General features: G+C 73.9%; 14 protein-coding genes. 13 read left to right on the forward strand and 1 reads right to left on the reverse strand.

Going from position 1 to position 20,158, the window contains the following annotated elements:
- Positions 1-114 precede the first annotated feature (114 nt).
- The 11 genes from pdhA (at position 115) to ASE27_RS00245 (ending at position 14,035) form a co-directional block, all read left to right on the forward strand.
- Positions 115-1,317: a pyruvate dehydrogenase (acetyl-transferring) E1 component subunit alpha gene (gene pdhA / locus ASE27_RS00195; RefSeq protein ID WP_056644445.1), complete on the forward strand. Its 1,203-nt coding sequence runs from the start codon at positions 115-117 to the stop codon at positions 1,315-1,317.
- A complete protein-coding gene (locus ASE27_RS00200; protein ID WP_056644448.1) occupies positions 1,314-2,345 on the forward strand; it encodes an alpha-ketoacid dehydrogenase subunit beta in 1,032 nt (343 codons plus the stop codon). The genes pdhA and ASE27_RS00200 overlap by 4 nt, the downstream gene beginning before the upstream one ends.
- Positions 2,345-4,435, forward strand: coding sequence for a dihydrolipoamide acetyltransferase family protein (locus ASE27_RS19565; protein WP_235535309.1), 2,091 nt, complete (start codon positions 2,345-2,347; stop codon positions 4,433-4,435). Before ASE27_RS00200 ends, ASE27_RS19565 begins: the two co-directional genes overlap by 1 nt.
- Positions 4,436-4,479: 44 nt before the next feature.
- A complete protein-coding gene (locus ASE27_RS00210; RefSeq protein ID WP_200955877.1) occupies positions 4,480-6,108 on the forward strand; it encodes a carboxyl transferase domain-containing protein in 1,629 nt (542 codons plus the stop codon).
- A gap of 53 nt (positions 6,109-6,161) precedes the next feature.
- Positions 6,162-8,420 (forward strand): biotin carboxylase N-terminal domain-containing protein, encoded by a 2,259-nt coding sequence (locus tag ASE27_RS00215; RefSeq protein ID WP_056644451.1) that lies wholly within the window; start codon positions 6,162-6,164, stop codon positions 8,418-8,420.
- The gene (locus tag ASE27_RS00220; RefSeq protein WP_056644454.1) at positions 8,417-9,601 is read left to right on the forward strand and encodes an acyl-CoA dehydrogenase family protein; all 1,185 of its coding nucleotides are present in this window, start codon (positions 8,417-8,419) and stop codon (positions 9,599-9,601) included. Before ASE27_RS00215 ends, ASE27_RS00220 begins: the two co-directional genes overlap by 4 nt.
- Before the next feature lie 104 nt (positions 9,602-9,705).
- Entirely contained in the window at positions 9,706-10,257 is a 552-nt protein-coding gene (locus tag ASE27_RS00225; protein ID WP_082608336.1) for a MaoC family dehydratase, read from the forward strand.
- Positions 10,254-11,180 (forward strand): CoA ester lyase, encoded by a 927-nt coding sequence (locus tag ASE27_RS00230; protein ID WP_082608337.1) that lies wholly within the window; start codon positions 10,254-10,256, stop codon positions 11,178-11,180. The genes ASE27_RS00225 and ASE27_RS00230 overlap by 4 nt, the downstream gene beginning before the upstream one ends.
- Positions 11,177-12,049 (forward strand): CoA transferase subunit A, encoded by an 873-nt coding sequence (locus tag ASE27_RS00235; protein WP_082608338.1) that lies wholly within the window; start codon positions 11,177-11,179, stop codon positions 12,047-12,049. Before ASE27_RS00230 ends, ASE27_RS00235 begins: the two co-directional genes overlap by 4 nt.
- Position 12,050: 1 nt before the next feature.
- Positions 12,051-12,878 carry a 3-oxoacid CoA-transferase subunit B gene (locus ASE27_RS00240; protein WP_056644458.1) on the forward strand — a complete coding sequence of 276 codons (828 nt, stop codon included), beginning with the start codon at positions 12,051-12,053 and terminating at the stop codon, positions 12,876-12,878.
- Positions 12,875-14,035 carry an acetyl-CoA C-acyltransferase gene (locus ASE27_RS00245; RefSeq protein WP_056644462.1) on the forward strand — a complete coding sequence of 387 codons (1,161 nt, stop codon included), beginning with the start codon at positions 12,875-12,877 and terminating at the stop codon, positions 14,033-14,035. Before ASE27_RS00240 ends, ASE27_RS00245 begins: the two co-directional genes overlap by 4 nt.
- A 31-nt stretch (positions 14,036-14,066) precedes the next feature.
- Here the strand turns inward: ASE27_RS00245 and ASE27_RS00250 are convergent, their stop codons facing one another.
- The gene (locus tag ASE27_RS00250; protein WP_082608339.1) at positions 14,067-16,934 is read right to left on the reverse strand and encodes a lysylphosphatidylglycerol synthase transmembrane domain-containing protein; all 2,868 of its coding nucleotides are present in this window, start codon (positions 16,932-16,934) and stop codon (positions 14,067-14,069) included.
- 225 nt (positions 16,935-17,159) lie between these two features.
- On the opposite strand from ASE27_RS00250, the gene ASE27_RS00255 reads away from it, so the two are divergent.
- Positions 17,160-18,131 (forward strand): HdeD family acid-resistance protein, encoded by a 972-nt coding sequence (locus ASE27_RS00255; RefSeq protein ID WP_056644464.1) that lies wholly within the window; start codon positions 17,160-17,162, stop codon positions 18,129-18,131.
- Positions 18,132-18,441: 310 nt separating this feature from the next.
- Positions 18,442-20,088: an ABC transporter substrate-binding protein gene (locus ASE27_RS00260; protein WP_056644468.1), complete on the forward strand. Its 1,647-nt coding sequence runs from the start codon at positions 18,442-18,444 to the stop codon at positions 20,086-20,088.
- The last annotated feature ends 70 nt before the right edge of the window (positions 20,089-20,158 follow it).

Here is a 20,158-nt window from a genome sequence, read left to right on the forward strand (position 1 = left end):
TCCGTGATGACTGGAGCCATGTGCGGGGTGGGGTTACGTTCGCGGTATCCGGTGCTCGACGAGGAGCGCCGGGGTGCTCGACGGTGAGCACGGGAGCAGACGCGAGGTGACGCGATGACGCCCAGCCAGGTGGACAGCCGGGTAGTGCGGGGAACGGGGCTGGACGCCGTCCAGCTGCTCGACGAGACCGGTGCACGACACGGATCGACGCAGTACGACCGATGGCTCGAAGGGCTCGACGCGGACCCCGCGCTCGCGCTGCGCCTCTACGAGGACATGATCGTGGTGCGGCGCCTCGATGCCGAGGCCACGGCCCTCCAACGCCAGGGTGAGCTCGCGCTGTGGCCCCCGCTGCTGGGCCAGGAGGCCGCGCAGATCGGGTCGGGCCGGGCGCTGCACGCCGACGACTTCGTGTTCTCGAGCTATCGCGAGCACGCCGTGGCGTACACGCGGGGTGTCGCGCTCGTCGAGCTCGTGCGGGTGTGGCGCGGCGTGACGGCGTCGGGCTGGGACCCGTACGCGGTCAACATGGCGACGCCTCAGGTCATCATCGGCGCCCAGACCCTGCACGCGACGGGCTACGCCATGGGCGTCCAGAACGACGGTGCCGACGCCGTCGCGGTCGCCTACCTGGGCGACGGCGCCATGAGCCAGGGCGACGTCAACGAGGCGTTCGTCTTCGCCGCGACCTACGGCGCCCCCGTGGTGTTCTTCTGCCAGAACAACCAGTGGGCGATCTCGGAGCCCGTAACAATCCAGTCGACCGTGCCGCTCGTCGACCGCGCCGCGGGGTTCGGGCTCCCGGGCGTGCGCGTCGACGGCAACGACGTCCTCGCGGTCCTCGCCGTCATGCACGAGGCCCTCGACAGGGCCCGCACGGGCGGCGGCGCCACGTTCGTCGAGGCCGTGACCTACCGCATGGGCCCGCACACCACGGCCGACGACCCCACGCGCTACCGCGACCCCGCGGAGCTCGAGACCTGGGCGGGCCGCGACCCGATCTCCCGCTACCGGACCTACCTCACGGGGCTCGGCCTGCTGACCGCCGACGAGGAGGCCCGCGTCCAGGGCGTCGCCGACCGGGCCGCGGCCGAGCTGCGGGCCGGGTGCATCGCGCTCGAGGACCCGCCCGCGCTCACGATCTTCGACCACGTCTACGCCGAGCCGCACGCGGCGCTCGCGGCCGAGCGCGCCGCGTACGCGCAGTACCTCGAGGGGTTCGCCGACGGTGCGGACGGCGACGGGCCCGCCGACCCCGCCGCCGGCACCACCGACCCGGCCACCGGCACCGACGCACCGACCGGAGGCGCCCGATGACCACCCTGACGCTCGCCAAGGCCCTCAACGCGGGGTTGCGCAGGTCGCTCGCGAACGACGACAAGGTCGTCGTCATGGGTGAGGACGTGGGCCGGCTCGGTGGCGTGTACCGCGTGACCGACGGGCTGCAGAAGGAGTTCGGGCCGCGCCGCGTGCTCGACACCCCGCTCGCCGAGTCGGGCATCCTGGGCACGGCCGTGGGCCTCGCGTACCGCGGCTACCGGCCCGTGTGCGAGATCCAGTTCGACGGGTTCGTGTACGTCGCGTTTGACCAGATCGTGTCCCAGCTCGCCAAGATGCACGCCCGCACGGGCGGGGCCGTGCGCCTGCCGATCACGATCCGCATCCCCGTGGGCGGGGGGCTCGGTGCCGCCGAGCACCACTCGGAGTCGCCCGAGGCGTACTTCGCGCACACCGCGGGACTGCGCGTCGTGACCGTCTCGGACCCGCAGGACGCGTACACCGTGCTCCAGCAGGCCATCGCGTGCGACGACCCGGTCGTGTTCTTCGAGCCCAAGCGTCGCTACCACCTCAAGGGCGAGGTCAACGAGGCGGCCGACCTCCGCTCGGCACCGCCCATGGACGCAGCGCGCGTCGTGGTGCCGGGCACCGACGTCACGCTGGTGACGTTCGGGTCGCTCGTGACGACGGCCCGGGACGCGGCCGTCGCCGCCGCCGACGAGGGTGTGTCGGTCGAGGTCGTGGACCTGCGCTCGCTCTCGCCCATCGACCACGCGACCGTGGCGGCGTCGGTCCGCAAGACGGGCCACCTGGTCGTCGCGCACGAGGCGCCGCACCAGGCGGGCCTGGGCGCCGAGATCGCCGCGGCGGCGACCGAGCGCTGCTTCGAGCATCTCGAGGCCGCGCCCTTCCGCGTCACGGGGCACGACGTCCCGTACCCGCCCGCCAAGCTCGAGCAGCACCAGGTCCCCGACCTCGACCGCCTGCTCGACGGCGTGGACCGCGTCCTGGGGCGCGGGGCGTACGACGAGTCCGACAGCCCGGCGTTCGAGGGGGCGGCACGGTGATGAGCACGCGCGAGTTCCGCCTGCCCGACCTCGGCGAGGGCCTCACCGAGTCCGACCTCGTGAGCTGGCACGTCGCCGCGGGCGACACGGTCGAGCTGAACCAGGTCATCGCGGAGGTCGAGACCGCCAAGGCGCTCGTCGACCTCCCGTCGCCCTACGCCGGGGTCGTCACGGTGCTGCACGCCGAGCCGGGGCAGACGGTCAACGTCGGGGAACCCCTCGTGACGTTCGAGGTCCCCGACGAGGGCGAGGCGCCGGGAGGCACGTCCTCGTCAGGCGGTTCCGCGGGCACGCGGCCCGACGGCGGTGCGTCCGTGGGGAGGGCGTCCGGCAAGGGTCAGGCGGGTCGAGCGCCCGACGGCGGTGCGTCCGCGGGCAGTTCGGCGGGCGCTGGTACGGCGGTTCGGGTGCCCGACGGCGCGGCTTCCGCGGGGGACTCGGCCGGCGGCGACGCGGAGGTCGCCGAGGAGGCGCCTCAGCCGAACCTCGTCGGGTACGGGGCGCGGCCGGAGCGGTCGGGCCGACCCGCGCGACGTGCCCGACGCGCTCCTGCTCGCGCCGCGATCGAGAACGGGCGTACGGGGGTCGAAGGCCCGGTCGGAACCCCCACCAGCCCGATCTCGACGGACGAGCCGGCGCCCGGCCAGCGTCCCGGCACCGGTACGGGGACCCTCGCGGGTGCGGGTGAGGCCGTCCCGGCCGAGCGACCGCGCTCGACGCCGCCCGTGCGCCGGCTCGCCAAGCTGCTCGGGGTCCACCTCGAACGGGTCGTCGGGACGGGGGCCCGCGGGCTCGTGACCCGCGAGGACGTCCTGTCGGCCGTGAGCTGCGCGCAGGCCGGGGCCAGGGACGGCACGGCTGCCGGGGCCGAACAGGCGACGGGCCACCGGACCGGGACAGGGACCGGCGCCCTGGCCGGTCGAGGAGCGGGGACGGGGCGCGAGCGCAACGGCGTCCACGGCCTGCCGAGCACGGCCGCCGCGGGCCCGCTGTCCCGAGGGTTCGTGACCGGCGACGTCGCCGACCGCGGCACAGCGGGCCACGACACCACCGGGACGGACGCCGACGGGGACGAGACCGCGCTCCGCACGACGGGGCGCTTCGCGCCGACCTCGTTGCGCGACATCCTCGGCCAGTCCGGGCTGGCCCGCGCGGCAGCCCGTCGTGCCGGCAGCTTCCCCCCGCCCGACGAGGACCGTGTGCCGGCCGCGCCCGACCATGGGGCGGGAGCGACGCCGTCGGGCCTGCGCGCCGACGGGACCCCCGGCCGAGGGACGGGCGACCCTGGTACCCGCGAGACGCGCACCCCCGTGCGCGGCGTGCGCAAGCACACCGCCGCCGCGATGGTCGCGAGCGCGTTCACCGCTCCCCAGGCGACCGTCTTCCTCACGGTCGACGTCACGCCCAGCACCGAGCTCCTCGACCGGCTCCGGAGCCACCCGCTCGCCCGCGGGACGCGCATCACGGTCCTGGCGCTCGTGGCGCGGGCGCTGTGCGTCGTGCTGCCGCGGCACCCGTCGCTCGCCAGCCGGTGGGAGGACCTGCCGGACGGGAGCGCCGAGATCGTCCACAGCCCGCGCGTGCACCTGGGGATAGCGGTCGCGACCGAGCGAGGGCTCGTCGTGCCGCACGTGCCCGACGCGCACACGCTCGGGCTCACGGGCCTCGCCGAGGCGCTCGCGGACCTCACCGCGACGGCCCGCAGCGGACGCACCGCGCCCGAGCGGCTGACGGGCGGGACCATCACGATCACCAACGTCGGGGTGTTCGGCGTCGACGCCGGGACGCCGATCCTGGTCCCGGGGGAGGCCGCGATCCTGGGCGTCGGGGCCGTGCGCCGCCGCCCGTGGGAGCACGAGGGCCAGGTCGCGCTGCGCGACGTCGTGACGCTGAGCCTGTCGTTCGACCACCGTGTGGTCGACGGCGAGCAGGGCGCCCGCTTCCTCGCCGAGCTCGGTGCGCTGCTCGCCGACCCGGCGCTCGCCCTGCTGCTCGCGGGGGACCCGGCCGACCCGGCCGACCCGGCCGACCCGGCCGACCCGGCTGACCCTGACGGCCAGGCCGCTCGCCGGACGGGCGGCGCGTCGTGACCGCGACCCTGCCGAGCACGCGCGCGCCGGGCGTCGGCGACGTCCTGGGGACGACCGTCGACCCGGCCTCCGCCACGGCCCTGGCCAACGACGCGGCGCAGCGAGCGCTCGTCGCGGGGCTGCGCGAGCGCTCGGCCCGTGCCGCGCTCGGCGGCCCCGAGCAGGCGCGCGCCCGGCACGTCGCGCGCGGCAAGCTGCTGCCCCGCGAGCGCGTCGAGCACCTGCTCGACGAGGGCAGCCCGTTCCTGGAGATCGCGCCGCTCGCGGCCGAAGGGATGCTGGGCGGCGAGTGGCCCGGCGCGGGCGTGATCGCGGGGATCGGCCTGGTCGAGGGCCGCCAGGTGCTGGTCGTGTGCAACGACGCGACGGTCAAGGGCGGCACGTACCACCCGCTCACGGTCAAGAAGCACCTGCGGGCCCAGGAGATCGCGCTCGAGAACCGGCTGCCGTGCATCTACCTGGTCGACTCGGGCGGCGCGTTCCTGCCGCTGCAGGCCGAGGTCTTCCCCGACCGTGACCACTTCGGCCGGATCTTCTACCACCAGGCCCGGCTCTCGGCCGCGGGCATCCCGCAGATCGCGGCGGTCCTGGGCTCGTGCACCGCGGGCGGCGCGTACGTGCCCGCGATGAGCGACGAGACCGTGATCGTGCGGAACCAGGGCACGATCTTCCTGGGCGGCCCGCCGCTCGTGAAGGCCGCGATCGGCGAGGTCGTCACGGCCGAGGAGCTGGGCGGCGGCGACCTGCACGCGCGCCGCTCGGGCGTCACGGACCACCTCGCGGAGGACGACGAGCACGCGCTCGCGATCGTGCGCCGCATCGTCTCGACGCTCCCGCCGGACCCCGCACCCGCGTGGGCCGTGCGCGAGACCGCCCCGCCCGCCGTCGGGCAGGACGAGCCCGGCGGGCCGGGCGAGAGCCTGTACGGCGCGGTCCCGGTCGACGTCCAGGCGCCCTACGACGCGCGCGAGATCGTCGCGCGGCTCGTCGACGGCAGCGTGTTCCACGAGTTCAAGCGCGAGTACGGCGACACCCTGGTCACGGGGTTCGCGCACCTGCACGGGCACCCCGTGGGGATCGTCGCGAACAACGGGGTCCTGTTCAGCCCGTCGGCGCTCAAGGGCGCGCACTTCGTCGAGCTGTGCGACCAGCGCGGCATCCCGCTCGTGTTCCTGCAGAACATCTCGGGGTTCATGGTCGGCACGGACGCCGAGGCCGGGGGGATCGCCAAGGACGGAGCCAAGATGGTCACGGCCGTCGCGACGACGCGCGTGCCCAGGCTGACGGTCGTGGTCGGCGGGTCGTTCGGGGCGGGCAACTACTCGATGTGCGGGCGCGCGTACTCGCCGCGCTTCCTGTGGTCGTGGCCCGCGAGCCGGATCTCGGTCATGGGCGGCCCGCAGGCCGCGTCGGTGCTCGCGACGGTCAAGGCCGACCAGCTCGCGGCGCGGGGCGAGCAGTGGGCGCCCGACGACGAGGCCGCGTTCCGCGAGGACATCCGCTCGCGCTACGAGGAGCAGGGCGACCCGTACTACGCGACGGCCCGGCTCTGGGACGACGGCATCATCGACCCCGCCGACACGCGCCGCGTGCTGGGACTCGCGCTCGACGTGTGCGCCCGCACGCCTCTGGCCCCGACCGAGGGCCCGCGGTTCGGGCTCTTCAGGATGTGAGGGCCATGCTCCCGCAGCACACCACCGACCAGTTGTCAGAAGCGAGCCGGGCTATGCCCCGGCCCAGCTCTGACAACTCGTCCGCGGGGCGGCGCCCCTTCGGCACGGTCCTCGTCGCCAACCGCGGCGAGATCGCGTGCCGCATCATCGCCACGCTGCGGCGCCTCGGCATCCGGTCGGTCGCGGTCCACAGCGACGCCGACGCCGGCGCGCGCCACGTGTCCCTCGCCGACGCCGCGGTGCGGATCGGCCCGGCCCCCGCGACCGAGTCGTACCTGAGCGTGCCCGCGATCATCGACGCGGCCCGCGCCACGGGCGCCGACGCGGTCCACCCCGGCTACGGCTTCCTGTCGGAGAACCCCGAGCTCGCGCGGGCCTGCGCGGACGCGGGCATCGTGTTCGTCGGGCCGAGCGTCGCGGCGCTCGAGGCCATGGCCGACAAGATCACGGCCAAGGAGATCGTCGCGGCGCGCGGGGTCCCGGTCGTGCCGGGCAGCACGGGCCGCGACCCCGTGACGGGCCGAGCGCTCGACGACGAGGCGCTCGCGCGGGCCGCGCGCGACGTCGGCTTCCCGCTGCTGGTCAAGCCCTCCGCGGGGGGCGGCGGCAAGGGCATGCAGGTCGTGACGTCGGCCGACGACCTCCCGGCCGCGCTCACGAGCGCCCGACGCGTCGCGACCCGGTCGTTCGGCGACGGCACGCTGCTCGTCGAGCGCCTGGTCGCCCGGCCGCGCCACATCGAGGTGCAGGTGCTCGCGGACTCGCGCGGCGCCGTCGTGCACCTGGGAGAGCGCGAGTGCTCCCTCCAGCGCCGCCACCAGAAGGTGGTCGAGGAGGCGCCGTCGCCCCTGCTCGACGCCGCGACCCGTGCCCGGATCGGGGCCGCCGCGTGCGAGGTCGCGCGCAGCGTGGACTACGAGGGCGCCGGGACGGTCGAGTTCCTCGTGCCCGCCGACGACCCGACCACGTTCTTCTTCATCGAGATGAACACGCGCCTGCAGGTCGAGCATCCTGTGACCGAGATGGTCACGGGCCTCGACCTGGTCGAGGCCCAGCTGCGCGTCGCGGCGGGGGAGGCGCTGGGGTTCGCGCAGGAGGACGTCGCGCTGCGGGGCCACGCGATCGAGGCGCGGATCTACGCCGAGTCCCCGGCCCGCGGGTTCCTGCCCGCGACGGGCGAGGTCCTCGCGCTCACCGAGCCCGACGGCGAGGGGTGGCGTCTCGACAGCAGCCTCACCGAGGGGCTGCGCGTCGGGGGCGACTACGACCCGCTGCTCGCGAAGGCCGTCGCGCACGGCGCCGACCGCGCCCAGGCGCTCGACCGGCTCGACCGCCTGCTCGCGGAGACGCTCGTCCTGGGGGTCGACACCAACATCGGCTTCCTGCGGGCACTCCTCGGGGACCCGGACGTCCGGTCCGGCGACCTCGACACGGGGCTGATCGAGCGGTTCGTGGCGGCGGGGGGAGTGCCCCCGGGGACCGCGACCGAGGACGACCTCGTGGCCGTCGCGCTGTTCTCGCTCGGGGCGCGCGCTCCCGGCTCCCGGGGCGCGACGCCGCACGCGACCGGCCCGTGGGGTGCAGACGACGGCTGGCGTCTCAACGCCGCGCCGCGCCCACGCAGGGTCACCCTGGTCGACACGGCGCCCGGCACGACGACCCCGACGCGTGCACCCCGCGAGGTGACCGTGACGGGAGAGGCGAGCGACGCCGTCGTGCACGTGGACGGGGACCCACAGGCAGCCCGGCGGGCCGCGCTGACCCCCGTCGCGGGGAGCGCGCACGCGTGGCGCTACGTCGTGGACGGGGTGGGAGAGACCGTGGACCTGGCGGCCGACCCCAGGGACGCGAGCGTGTGGCTCGCGCGCGGGGGCCGGGTGGTCCAGGTCGCGGTCCCGACGCGCGCCGAGCTCCTCGCCCTCCGTGCCGCCGCCCGCGGTGCCTACGCCGACGGCGCCGACGTTCTCACGAGCCCCGACGTCCGCGCGGGCATGCCCGGCACGGTCGTGACGGTCGCGGTCGCGGACGGCGAGACCGTCGCCGCGGGCGCGGTCCTCGTCACGGTCGAGGCCATGAAGATGGAGCACGCGCTGAGGGCCCCGCACGCGGGCGTCGTGCGGCTCACGATCCGCCCGGGAGACCTGGTGCGCCGCGACGAGGTGGTCGCGCGCGTCGACCAGGTGCCCGACGACGTGTCTCCCGCCCCGGCGGACGGGCCTGCCCCCGCGGTGGTCACGCCGCCCTCGCACGTCCCCACCCAGGCCGGTACCCCGGCCGTCCCCGTCCCCTCCCACACCCCAGGAGCGCCATGAACACCGAGCTCACCGACGAGCAGCGCAAGCTCAGCGACACCGTGCGCGAGTTCGCGGACACCGTCGTCGCGCCCGCGGCGTACACGTACGACACCGAGCGCCGCCTGCCGCTCGACATCATCCGCGAGATGGGCGACCTGGGGCTGTTCGGCCTGCCCTTCGCCGTCGAGCACGGCGGCCAGGGCAAGGACTACCTCTCGCTGTGCCTCGCGGTCGAGGCGCTCGCGCGCGTCGACCAGAGCATCGCGGTCACCCTCGAGGCCGGCGTCGGGCTCGGCATCATGCCGATCGTCCGGCACGGGACCGCCGCGCAGCGCGAGCGGTGGCTGCCGGACCTGGTCACGGGACGGGCTCTCGCGGCGTTCGGGCTGACCGAGGCCGAGGCGGGCTCCGACGCGGGCGCGACGCGCACGACGGCACAGATCGAGACCGGGCCCGACGGCGGCGCCGGGGTGTGGGTCATCGACGGCAGCAAGCAGTTCATCACCAACTCCGGGACGCCCATCACGAGCGTCGTGACCGTCACCGCGGTCACGGGCGAGGAGACCCGGGCCGACGGGACCGTGAAGAAGGAGCTGTCGAGCATCCTCGTGCCGTCGGGGACGAAGGGGTTCACGGTCGGGCCGGCGTACGACAAGGTCGGGTGGCACACGTCCGACACCCACCCGCTGACCTTTGAGGACGTCCGGGTCCCCGAGGCGAACCTGCTGGGCGAGCAGGGGCGCGGGTACGCGAACTTCCTGCGCGTGCTCGACGAGGGCCGCGTCGCGTTCGCGGCGCTCGCCACGGGGGCTGCCCAAGGGTGCTTGGAGGAGGCGCTGCGGTACGCGCGGACGCGCAACGTGTTCGGCCGCGACATCGGCTCGAACCAGCACATCGCGTTCACGCTCTCGCGCATGGCGGCCCGCGTCCACCAGGCACGGCTCTGCTACTACGACGCGGCGTCGAAGCTCGCGAACGACGCGCCCTTCAAGGTCGAGGCGTCGATCGCGAAGCTCGTGGGCAGCGAGGCGGCCATGGCCAACGCGCGCGACGCCTCGCAGATCTTCGGCGGCTACGGGTTCCTCAACGAGAACCCCGTGGCCCGCCACTACCGGGACTCCAAGGTGCTCGAGATCGGGGAGGGGACGACCGAGGTGCAGCTCATGATCATCGCGCGCGGGCTGGGGCTCACGGCCTGAGCCGCGGTCGAGAACGAGGTCGTGGTCGGTATGCCGGCCAGAACGACCGCAACCTCGTTCTCGGCACCCGGGACACACATCAGACCAGCAGGAAGGAGCGCAGGATGCGGGAGATCGAGCAGCGCGGGCTCTACTACGACGAGCTCGAGACCGAGGTCCGCTACGTCCACCGCCCGGGGCGCACGCTGACCGAGGCCGACAACGTCCTGTTCACGACGCTGACCATGAACACCCAGTCGCTCCACCTCGACGCCGCGTGGGCCGCGACCCAGCCGTTCGGGCAGCGCCTCGTGAACTCGATGCTCACGCTCTCGACGCTCGTCGGGGCCTCGGTCGCGCAGCTCACGCAGGGCACGATCGTCGCCAACCTCGGGTTCGCCGAGGTCGCGTTCCCGCACCCGGTGTTCCACGGCGACACCCTGTACTCCTCGACCGTGGTGCTCGAGAAGCGGCCGTCCGCCTCGCGGCCCGGGCAGGGCGTCGTGACGTTCGAGCACCGCGGGCACAACCAGGACGGCGTGCTCGTGGCCCGGGCCGTGCGGTCGACGCTCGTGTGGACGCGCGCCGCGCACGAGACGGCCGTCGCGACCACCACGGAGGGTGGGCCGGGCGCGGGGGCGCGTGACGCCGTCGGGCAGGAGGGCGACCCCTCGTGACGACCTTCGACCTGGGGCCCGCGCTCCTCTTCTGCCCCGCCGACCGGCCGGACCGGTACCGCAAGGCGCTCGATCGCGCCGACGCCGTGATCCTCGACCTCGAGGACGCGGTCGCGCCGGACCGCAAGGCCGCAGCCCGCGACGCGCTGCTCGCCGAACCCCTCGACCCGGCGCGGACGATCGTGCGGGTCAACGCGGTCGGGACCCCGGAGCACCTCGCCGACCTGGCCGCGCTCGCCCGCACCGCCTACCGGACCGTCATGGTGCCCAAGGCCGACGAGCGGCTGCCGCTCGGCCTCGGCGGGCTGCGCGTGGTCGCGCTGTGCGAGACGGCCGCGGGCGTGCTGGCTGCGCCCGAGCTGGCCCGCCGGCCCGGCGTCGTGGCCCTCATGTGGGGGGCCGACGACCTGGTCGCCTCGCTCGGCGGGACGTCGAGCCGGTTCCCCGACGGGGGCTACCGGGACGTCGCGCGCGCCGCGCGCTCCGCGGTGCTGCTCGCCGCGGGGGCCGCGGGCGTGGCCGCGGTCGACGCGGTGCACCTCGCGATCGAGGACCTCGACGGTCTGCGCGACGAGGCGCTCGACGCCGCGGCCGTCGGCTTCGCCGCGACCGCGTGCATCCACCCGTCGCACGTCCCCGTGATCCGGGCCGCGTACGCGCCCCCGCGCTCCGCCGTCGATGGCGCCCGCACGCTGCTGGCCGCCGCACGCGGGCACGACGGCGTGTTCGTGCACGACGGCGTGATGATCGACGGCCCCTCGCTCCGGCACGCCGAGGCCGTGCTGCGGCGGGCCGACGCGGCCGGGCAGGCTGACGAGGCAGGCGCGGCCGGGTCGGCACGGACCGCCGGATCGTTCGAGACCCCGGACACCACCGGGCGGACGGCCCCGGACGCCCTCCGCACAGGAAGCAGGCCGACATGACGACCGACGGAACCCGGCCGGTGAGCGACGACGCCCCGGCCCGACGCGACGCGAGGAGCGACCCGCAGGGCGCCAAGGGCTACCTCGACGCGGCCACCGCCCTCGACGGGCTGCTGCGCGACGGGATGACGATCGCCGTGGGCGGGTTCGGGCTGTGCGGCATCCCGGCCGATCTCATCGAGGCCGTGCGCGACTCGGGCGTGCGGGGCCTGACCGTGGTGTCCAACAACATGGGCGTCGACGGCAAGGGGCTCGGGCTGCTGCTCGAGAGCGACCAGGTCGACAAGGTCCTGTCCTCCTACGTGGGGGAGAACAAGCTGTTCGCGCAGCGGTACCTCGACGGCGACCTCGAGGTCGAGTTCGTGCCGCAGGGCACGCTCGCCGAGCGCCTGCGCGCCGGCGGCGCGGGCATCCCCGCGTTCTACACGGCCACGGGCGTCGGGACACCGGTCGCGGAGGGCAAGCCCGTCGAGGAGTTCGACGGGCGTCGCTACGTCCTCGAGCGCGGCATCGTCGCCGACCTCGCCCTGGTGCACGCGCACCGGGCCGACGCCTACGGCAACCTCACCTACCGGTTCACGGCGCGGAACTTCAACCCGCTCGTCGCGACGGCCGGCCGCGTCACGGTGGTCGAGGCCGAGATCCTGGCCGACGAGCCCCTCGATCCCGACGTCGTGGTCACGCCCGGGATCTTCGTCGACCGGCTCGTGCCCGCGCGGCCGCGGGTCAAGGACATCGAGCAGCGCACCGTGCGGGCTCGTGGGGCGGCGCCGAGGGCTGCCGCGCCCGCGGCGGGCGGGGACGGCGCGGGACCGAGCACGGGTGCCGAGGCCGCCGCCCCGGTGCCCGCCGCAGGAAAGGAGTCCTGACATGCCCTGGGACCGGGACCAGATGGCCGCGATCGCCGCGGCCGAGCTGCACGACGGCGACTACGTGAACCTCGGGATCGGCATCCCCACGCTCGTCGCGAACCACCTGCCGCCCGGAGTCTCGATCACGCTGCAGAGCGAGAACGGGATGCTGGGGATCGGGCCGTTCCCGCTCGACGGCGAGGAGGACGCCGACCTCATCAACGCCGGCAAGCAGACCGTCACGGCGCTGCCGGGCGCGAGCTACTTCGACTCCGCGACGTCGTTCGCCATGATCCGGGGCGGGCACGTCGACATCGCGATCCTCGGTGCGCTCGAGGTCTCCGAGAAGGGCGACCTCGCCAACTGGACCGTGCCCGGGAAGCTCGTCAAGGGCATGGGCGGGGCCATGGACCTCGTCGCGGGCACGCCGCGCATCGTCGTCCTCATGGACCACGTGGCGCGCGACGGGTCGCCCAAGCTCCGGCACGTGTGCGGGCTGCCGCTCACGGGGCAGGCCGTGGTGGACCGGATCATCACGGACCGCGCGGTCTTCGACGTCGTCGACCTCGCGCCGCCCGCATCCCCCGGGGTCCCGACCGCCACGGACTCGTTGTCAGAAGGTGGCCGGGGTATTCCCCGGCCACGTTCTGACAACTCATCGGGACCAGGAGGACCAGGGGCCTCGCGCCGCGGCCTCGTGCTCCGCGCCGTCGCGCCCGGCGTGACCCTCGACGAGGTGCGCGACGCGACCGAGGCGAGCTACGCCGTCGGGCTGGAGGAACCACGGCCCGCGGCCGGGGCGACCACCCGCACGGCGACCCGCCCAGGACACCAGGAGGAAGCATGACGGTCATCGTGGGGTACGCGCGCACCCCGTTCGTGCGCTTCAACGGCGCCTTCGCGGCCGTGCCCGCCGCGACGCTCGGGGCGCACGCGCTGGGCGCGGCGCTCGCGGACGCAGGAATGATGCCCGACGACGTCGAGCTCGTCCTCGCCGGACAGGTGCTCCAGGGCGGGGCCGGTCAGAACCCCGCACGGCAGGCCGCGGTCGGCGCGGGCGTGCCGTACTCGGTGCCCGCGATGACGCTCAACGCGGTGTGCTTGTCCGGCATGGAGGCCGTGGTGCAGGCGCACCGGCTCATCACCGTGGGCGAGGCCCAGGTCGTCGTGGCCGTGGGGCAGGAGTCCATGAGCCTCGCACCGCACGCGTGGGTCGGGTCGCGGGCGGGCCAGAAGTTCGGCGACGTGACCCTCGTGGACACGCTCGCGCACGACGGGCTGCGCGACGCGTTCGAGCGGGACTCGATGGGGCTCAGCACCGAGCGCCACGGCGAGGGGATCGGGATCAGCAGAGCGGACCAGGACGCGTTCGCGGCGGCGTCGCACGCGCGGGCAGCCGCGGCGGCCGACTTCCTGCGGGGCGAGATCGCGCCGTTCCAGACGCCCGGGCGGGGCGGGCGCCTGGTCGAGGCCGACGACGGCGTGCGCGTCGACACCACGGCCGAGGTCCTGGCGCGGCTGCGTCCCGCCTTCCGCGAGGACGGCACCATCACGGCAGGGAACGCCTCGCAGATCTCCGACGGCGCCGCAGCGCTCGTGCTCGTGAGCGACGAGGAGGCGGACCGGCGTGGGCTGACCGGCGCCCGGGTCCTGGGTCACGCGCTCGTGGCCGGTCCCGACGTCTCGCTGCACGCGCAGCCCGCCAACGCGATCCGCGCGGCCTGCGCCCGGGCCGGGCTGGAGGTCGGCGAGCTGTCCGCGGTCGAGATCAACGAGGCCTTCGCGGTCGTGGCCCTCGCGTCGACGGACCTGCTGGGCGTCGACCCCGCGATCGTCGACGCCAACGGTGGGGCCATCGCGCTCGGGCACCCCATCGGGGCGTCGGGCGCGCGCATCGTCGGTCACCTGGCGCGGCGGCTCGCGGCGCTGGGCGGCGACACCGTGGGGGCGGCCGCGCTGTGCGGCGGCGGGGGACAGGGCTCGGCGGTGGTGCTGCAGGGGTAGGTGATCCGGAGCGGCTGCGGGAGCTCGCGCGCTAGAGGTCGCCCTTGCGCTGCAGGAAGCGCATCGCGGCCCAGCCGATGGGGATGCGGGCCCAGTAGGTCGCGACACGGAACAGGATCGTGGCCGAGGTGGCGATCGCGGGCGGGATGCCCGCGGCGGTCAGGCCGGCGGTCAGGGCGATCTCGATCGTGCCCAGGCCGCCGGGGGTCGGGACCGCCGCGCCCGCAGCGTTGCCGACCAGGTAGATCACGGCCACGTCGACGAGCGCGAGCTCCTGTCCGAACGCCGCGAGGGCCGCGTCGAACGCGAGCACGTAGCCGAGCGTCATGATGATGTTCCCGCCGAAGCCGAGGGCCAGGCGTCCCGGCTGGCTGAGCATCTCGGACAGTCGCGGCCAGACCTGCTGGACCGTGGGCCGGATCTTGGCGAGCACCCAGCGCCGGACGGCCGGGACGAGCAGCGTCGCGATCACGGCGAGAGCGACGCCCGTGATCGCGAGCAGCACGGTGGTCGAGGGCAGCTTGATGAGGCCGCCCGACCGGGCCGTCATCGACAGGACGACCAGCAGCAGGATCGTGATGACGAACTGCGACACCTGGACCAGGGCCACGGTCGCGACGGCCATGGGGGTCGACACGTTCCGCTTGGTGAGCATGCGCAGGTTGAGGGCCGCCGGTCCGATCCCGGCCGGTGCCGCGAGGGCCACGAACGACCCGGCCATCTGGGTCAGCGTCGCGCGGATCATGGGCAGCTTCACGGGCGAGAACGCCACGAACGTCAGGGCGGCGCCGAACCAGGTGAGGATGCCCAGCGCGAACGAGATGACGGCCCACCAGGGGTTGGCCTGGGAGACGGCCTCGGCGATCTGCTGGAAGTTCATGGTCGTGACGACCACGGTCACCGCGACGATCGTCAGGGTCAGCGTGATGATCGTCCGGGCCCCGAAGCGCGTGATGCGCTGGGGCTCGACGTCCGTCTCCGGCAGGCGCTCGACGAGCGCGGCCCGCAGGTCCTTGAAGAGCTCCTTGTTGGCGCGCATCTCCTCGCGCGTGCTCACGGGCAGCGCGATCGACTGGAGGAGCGGCCCGATCGCCGCGATGTCCTCGTTGGGCAGCACGCTCACGGCCGAGGCCACGGCGCGCTGCGCGCCCACGCGCAGCGCGAGGAGCGCGACCATCTGCGTGAGGTCCATGCGGCGCGACAGCTCGGACGACGCGATGTCTCCCTGCTCCCACCCGGTCAGCCAGACCTTGACCTCGGAGTCGTCGGGGCCGGCCTCGGCGCCCTCGGGGCGGAGGTCGACGGTCGCCGACGCGGGGTCCGTGCCCGTCCCCGCCGGGTGCGTCGAGGCGCCGCCCGGCTCTCCCCGGCTCACGAGCATCACGTCGGAGGTCAGGGCGCGGTGCGAGAGCCCGGCGTCGTGCGCGAGCTGGATCTGGTGCCAGGCCTCGGTGAGGACGGCGTCGGTGACCTCGTCGTCGGGCAGGTCGCGCAGCGAGACCGCGCCGACCGCGTGCTCCTGGACCAGGATCATCGAGTCGTCGGCCTCGGCCACGCCCAGCAGGCGCGGCGTCCGGACCCCTGCGGCGCGGGCCGCGTAGGCGAGCAGCGCGGTGCGCTCGGCGACGGCCTTGAGGGAGATCGCGGCGCGTCCTTCGATGCCTCGCAGGCGCAGCGAGCGCCAGAATCGCGTGATGAAGCCGACGACCTGCCGGTCGCCGTCGAGCACCACGACGTCGCGCCGCACCCCGTCCTCGGTGAACATCGCGTAGACGCGGTTGTCACCGGAGCGGGTCAGCGCGATGGCCGCGGGGTCCGACGGGGCCTCGGCGGGCTCGCTGACCCCGTCGCCCAGGGCGCCGGACAGGTGGTCGCCCGTGATGCGCGCGTCCGCGGTGAGCGCCGAGTCCTCGTCCGTGCCGGCGATGCGCACGACGCCGACGTGCACCTCACCCGTGATCTCGCCGTCGGCGTTGACCTCGGTGATGGGGTCCTCTGCCGCCTCGGCGAGCTCTGCGGGCTGGGACACGTCGCGCACGCGGACGAGGGCGGTGGGCGAGTACCCGGCCCGCCGGACGCCGTCGACCAGGTGCGGTCCGTAGGCTCGCTCGCTGCGCACCCCGGACACCCACCGGACGGCGTTGCCGGCGATCCGGCCGAGCAGGAGCGTGATGATCGCGCCCGGCAGCGAGACCTGGGCCGTGATGAGGACGACGCCGAGCGCGATGAACAGCAGGTTCCAGGACCAGGCGACCGTGCGGCGCCGGGTGCGGGGGCCGGCCGCGGTGAGCAGTCCGCTGATCGCGGCGACGTAGCCGGGGATGCTGAGCTGCCACTCGCCGCGGATGCGGACCGACAGGCCCTGGATCAGGTCGGCCGACCCGAACGTCAGCACCGAGTAGGTCATGGCGATGCCCAGGAGCATGCCGATCGCGGCCGCGGCGATCGACTCGACGACCTGGCGTCCGAGCTTGCGGATGCCGAGCTCGATGAGGACGGCCGTGGGGATCGCGAGCGTCACGAGGCCCTCGAGGACCGCGACCGGGATGAAGAGGATCCTCGCGAGGAGGTCGGAGAACCCCTGGACGTCCTCGGCGACGCCTGCCGTGGTGCCGTGCGCGTACACGGACATGAACATGACGAGCGCGACGCCCAGGGCGCACAGCACGATCCCGACGAGGTCGCTCGGGTGGCGCACGCGCGCCTCGGGGGTGTCGACGATCTGGACCGTGGGGTCCGTCCCGTCGCCGACGGCACGCGGTGTCGCCAGGAACGCGCGGAACGAGCGGGGGTCCGGGGCCTCGTGCTCGGTCGTCTCGAACGACCCGACCTCGTGGACCTGGGGGCGTGGCTCGGCCGTCGCCGGAGGACCGGCCGGGTCGTGAGCACGCGCAGACATGCTTGCGAGTCTAGGGCGGGAGGTCCCGAGAGGCGCGGTATTACGCCACTTTCTGCCGGGTGATTTGCCCGCTTGCTCCCGTTGTCCGACGTGCTTCGCCGGGCGAGTGTGACCAACCTCCAGCAGGATGAACGCAGGTAGCGCTCCCATTCTGGCAGGCGCGCCGAGGGCGATCGCCCTGGGCGCGGGGCAGGGTGCACGGCGCACGACGAACGGTGGTGGCGCATGGTCCGGAGCAGGCGCAGAGGGCGGGACACGGTCGAGATCCCCGAACCGCTCAACGCGTTCAAGAACGTCTGGTGGCTCCCCGTGGTGCGCGGGCTGCTCCTGGTCGTGCTCGGGCTGCTGCTCATGATCCAGCCGCTCGAGGCGTTCGAGACGCTGCGCTGGGTCTTCGGGATCTTCCTCGTGGCCGACGCGGTCCTCGTCGCGGTCCAGGGCCTGGCGCACCGCAAGCAGGTCGGGTGGACCTGGTGGCTCGCGCAGGCCGTCGTCAACCTGCTCTTCGGCGCCGCGGTCATGTTCTGGCCGGACCTCAGCGTGACCGCGCTCTACTACGTCCTGGTCGTGTGGGTCCTGGTCCTGGGGGTCACGGCGATCGTGGGCGCGGCCGGGCTCGTGCGCAACAGGGACCTGGGGTGGCCGTGGCTGCTGACGTTCGGCATCGTCTCGACGCTGTTCGGCCTGCTGCTCGTCACGCGCCCCGTCGACGCCGACGACGTCCTGAGCCTGACGGTCGTCGTGTTCGGCCTGTACGCGTTCGTCGCGGGGGCGATCCACGTGGTCTCGGGCTTCGGGGTCCGGTCGGTCGCGCGCGAGCTGGCTGACCTGCGTGCGCAGGCGGTCGCGGCGGGCGTGGTCGTCACGGGCGGGTCGGTGCTGGGCGCGGGGGCCACGGCCCCGGTGGTCGCGGAGGCCGCGGCGACGCCCGCTCCGGAGGGCGTACCGGCGTCGGGCCCGACGGCGGAGCTCACCGCGGGCGGTGAGGTCGCCGGGACGGTGGCCGGGTCGGGCGGGGCGGCCGGGTCGGGCGGCGAGCTGTCGCCGGCTCGCCCGGTCGAGGAGCTCGGAGGCGCCGGCGCCGGGAGCGTGCTGAACGTCCCTGCGGAGGACCGCCTGCCGACCCCCGCTCCCGACGAGGTGACCGGGCCGCGCGAGCCGGGCTCCGACGTCGGGCAGGAGACGTCCGGGCGCTGAGCGTGCGCCGCCGGTGACAGCGCTGGCGGTCCCGAGCGGGCGACCCCGCACGGCGCGGTCCACCGCCTCGAAATGGCCGTGACGCACCGGACCGTACTCCTCGGTAACTTCACGACTGTGATCCGTCTCACCATGTGGCGACGGGGGTTACGACCCGGTAACAAGATGCTCGGAACCGCCGTGCTGAGCCGTTCCGAGGTGCTTGACCGAAACAACAGTGTGTTAGACATCACGGACCTTGGTCGCAGAACCAGGCCGTGGGAGCGCCACCGCGCACCCACCTCATGACCCCGAAGAAGAGGTGTGACGGATGACGACCGTTTCGAGGAAGCGGCTCCTCGCCGCAACGGCAGGCATCGCCGTCGTGACGTTCACGCTCACGGCGTGCGGCAGCGGCAGCGGGACGAACGACGACGGCGGCAGCAGCAACGCGAGCGCAGGAGGCGCGCTGACGATCGGCACGACCGACAAGGTCACGACGCTCGACCCGGCCGGCTCCTACGACAACGGGTCGTTCGCGGTCATGAACCAGGTGTTCCCGTTCCTGCTCAACACCCCCTACGGGAGCCCGGACGTCGAGCCCGACATCGCGGAGTCCGCCGAGTTCACGGCGCCGACCGAGTACACCGTCAAGCTCAAGCCGGGCCTGAAGTTCGCCAACGGCCACGACCTCACGTCCTCCGACGTGAAGTTCACGTTCGACCGGCAGGTCGCCATCAACGACGAGAACGGCCCCGCCTCGCTGCTCTACAACCTGGAGAGCGTCGCGACACCCGACGACACGACCGTCGTCTTCACGCTCAAGTCGCCCGACGACCAGGTCTTCCCGCAGATCCTGTCGAGCCCTGCCGGCCCCATCGTCGACGAGGAGGTGTTCGCGGCCGACGCGCTCACGCCCGACGCCGACATCGTCGCGGGCAAGGCGTTCGCCGGGCAGTACTCGATCGCCAAGTACGACTTCAACAACCTGATCTCCTACGAGGCCAACCCCGACTACCAGGGCGTGCTCGGCGAGGCCAAGACGGCGAAGGTCAACACCAAGTACTACACCGACGCCTCCAACCTGAAGCTCGACATCCAGGAGGGCAACATCGACGTCGCCTTCCGCAGCCTGTCCGCGACCGACATCGACGACCTCCGGGGCAACGACAAGGTCAAGGTCGTCGACGGCCCGGGCGGAGAGATCCGCTACATCACGTTCAACTTCGACTCCCAGCCCTACGGCGCCAAGGCCGAGGGCGCGGACCCGGCCAAGGCTCTCGCCGTGCGCCAGGCCGTCGCGGACCTGATCGACCGCGAGGAGATCGCGACCCAGGTCTACAAGGGCACCTACACGCCGCTGTACTCGTACGTCCCCGCGGGTCTGACCGGCGCGGTCGAGCCGCTCAAGGAGCTCTACGGCGACGGGCAGGGCGGGGCCGACGCCGACAAGGCCAAGGCCACGCTCGAGGCCGCCGGGGTCACCGTCCCCGTGGTGCTCGACCTGCAGTACAGCAACGACCACTACGGGCCGTCCTCCGGTGAGGAGTACGCGCTCATCAAGGACCAGCTCGAGAAGAGCGGCCTGTTCACGGTCGACCTGCAGACCACCGAGTGGGTCCAGTACGCCAAGGACCGCACGGCCGACGTCTACCCCGCCTACCAGCTCGGCTGGTTCCCGGACTACTCGGACGCCGACAACTACCTCACGCCGTTCTTCCTCCAGGAGAACTTCCTCGCGAACCACTACGACAACCAGGAGGTCAACGACCTGATCCTCCAGCAGGCCGCCACGCCCGACGCGGCAGCCCGCACGGCCCTCATCGAGGAGATCCAGGAGAAGGTCGCCGCCGACCTCTCGACCGTCCCGTACCTCCAGGGCGCACAGGTCGCGGTCGTCGGCACGGGCGTCGACGGGACCGAGGACACGCTCGACGCGTCGTTCAAGTTCCGCTACGGAGCGCTCTCGAAGAGCTGATCCCCGAGGACGCGGGGTGGCCCGACCGGCGACGGCCGGGCCGCCCCGCCCCGACGGCTCTCGGCGGGCC

The organism is Oerskovia sp. Root918 (assembly GCF_001428945.1).
Classification (GTDB): Bacteria; Actinomycetota; Actinomycetes; order Actinomycetales; family Cellulomonadaceae; genus Oerskovia; species Oerskovia enterophila.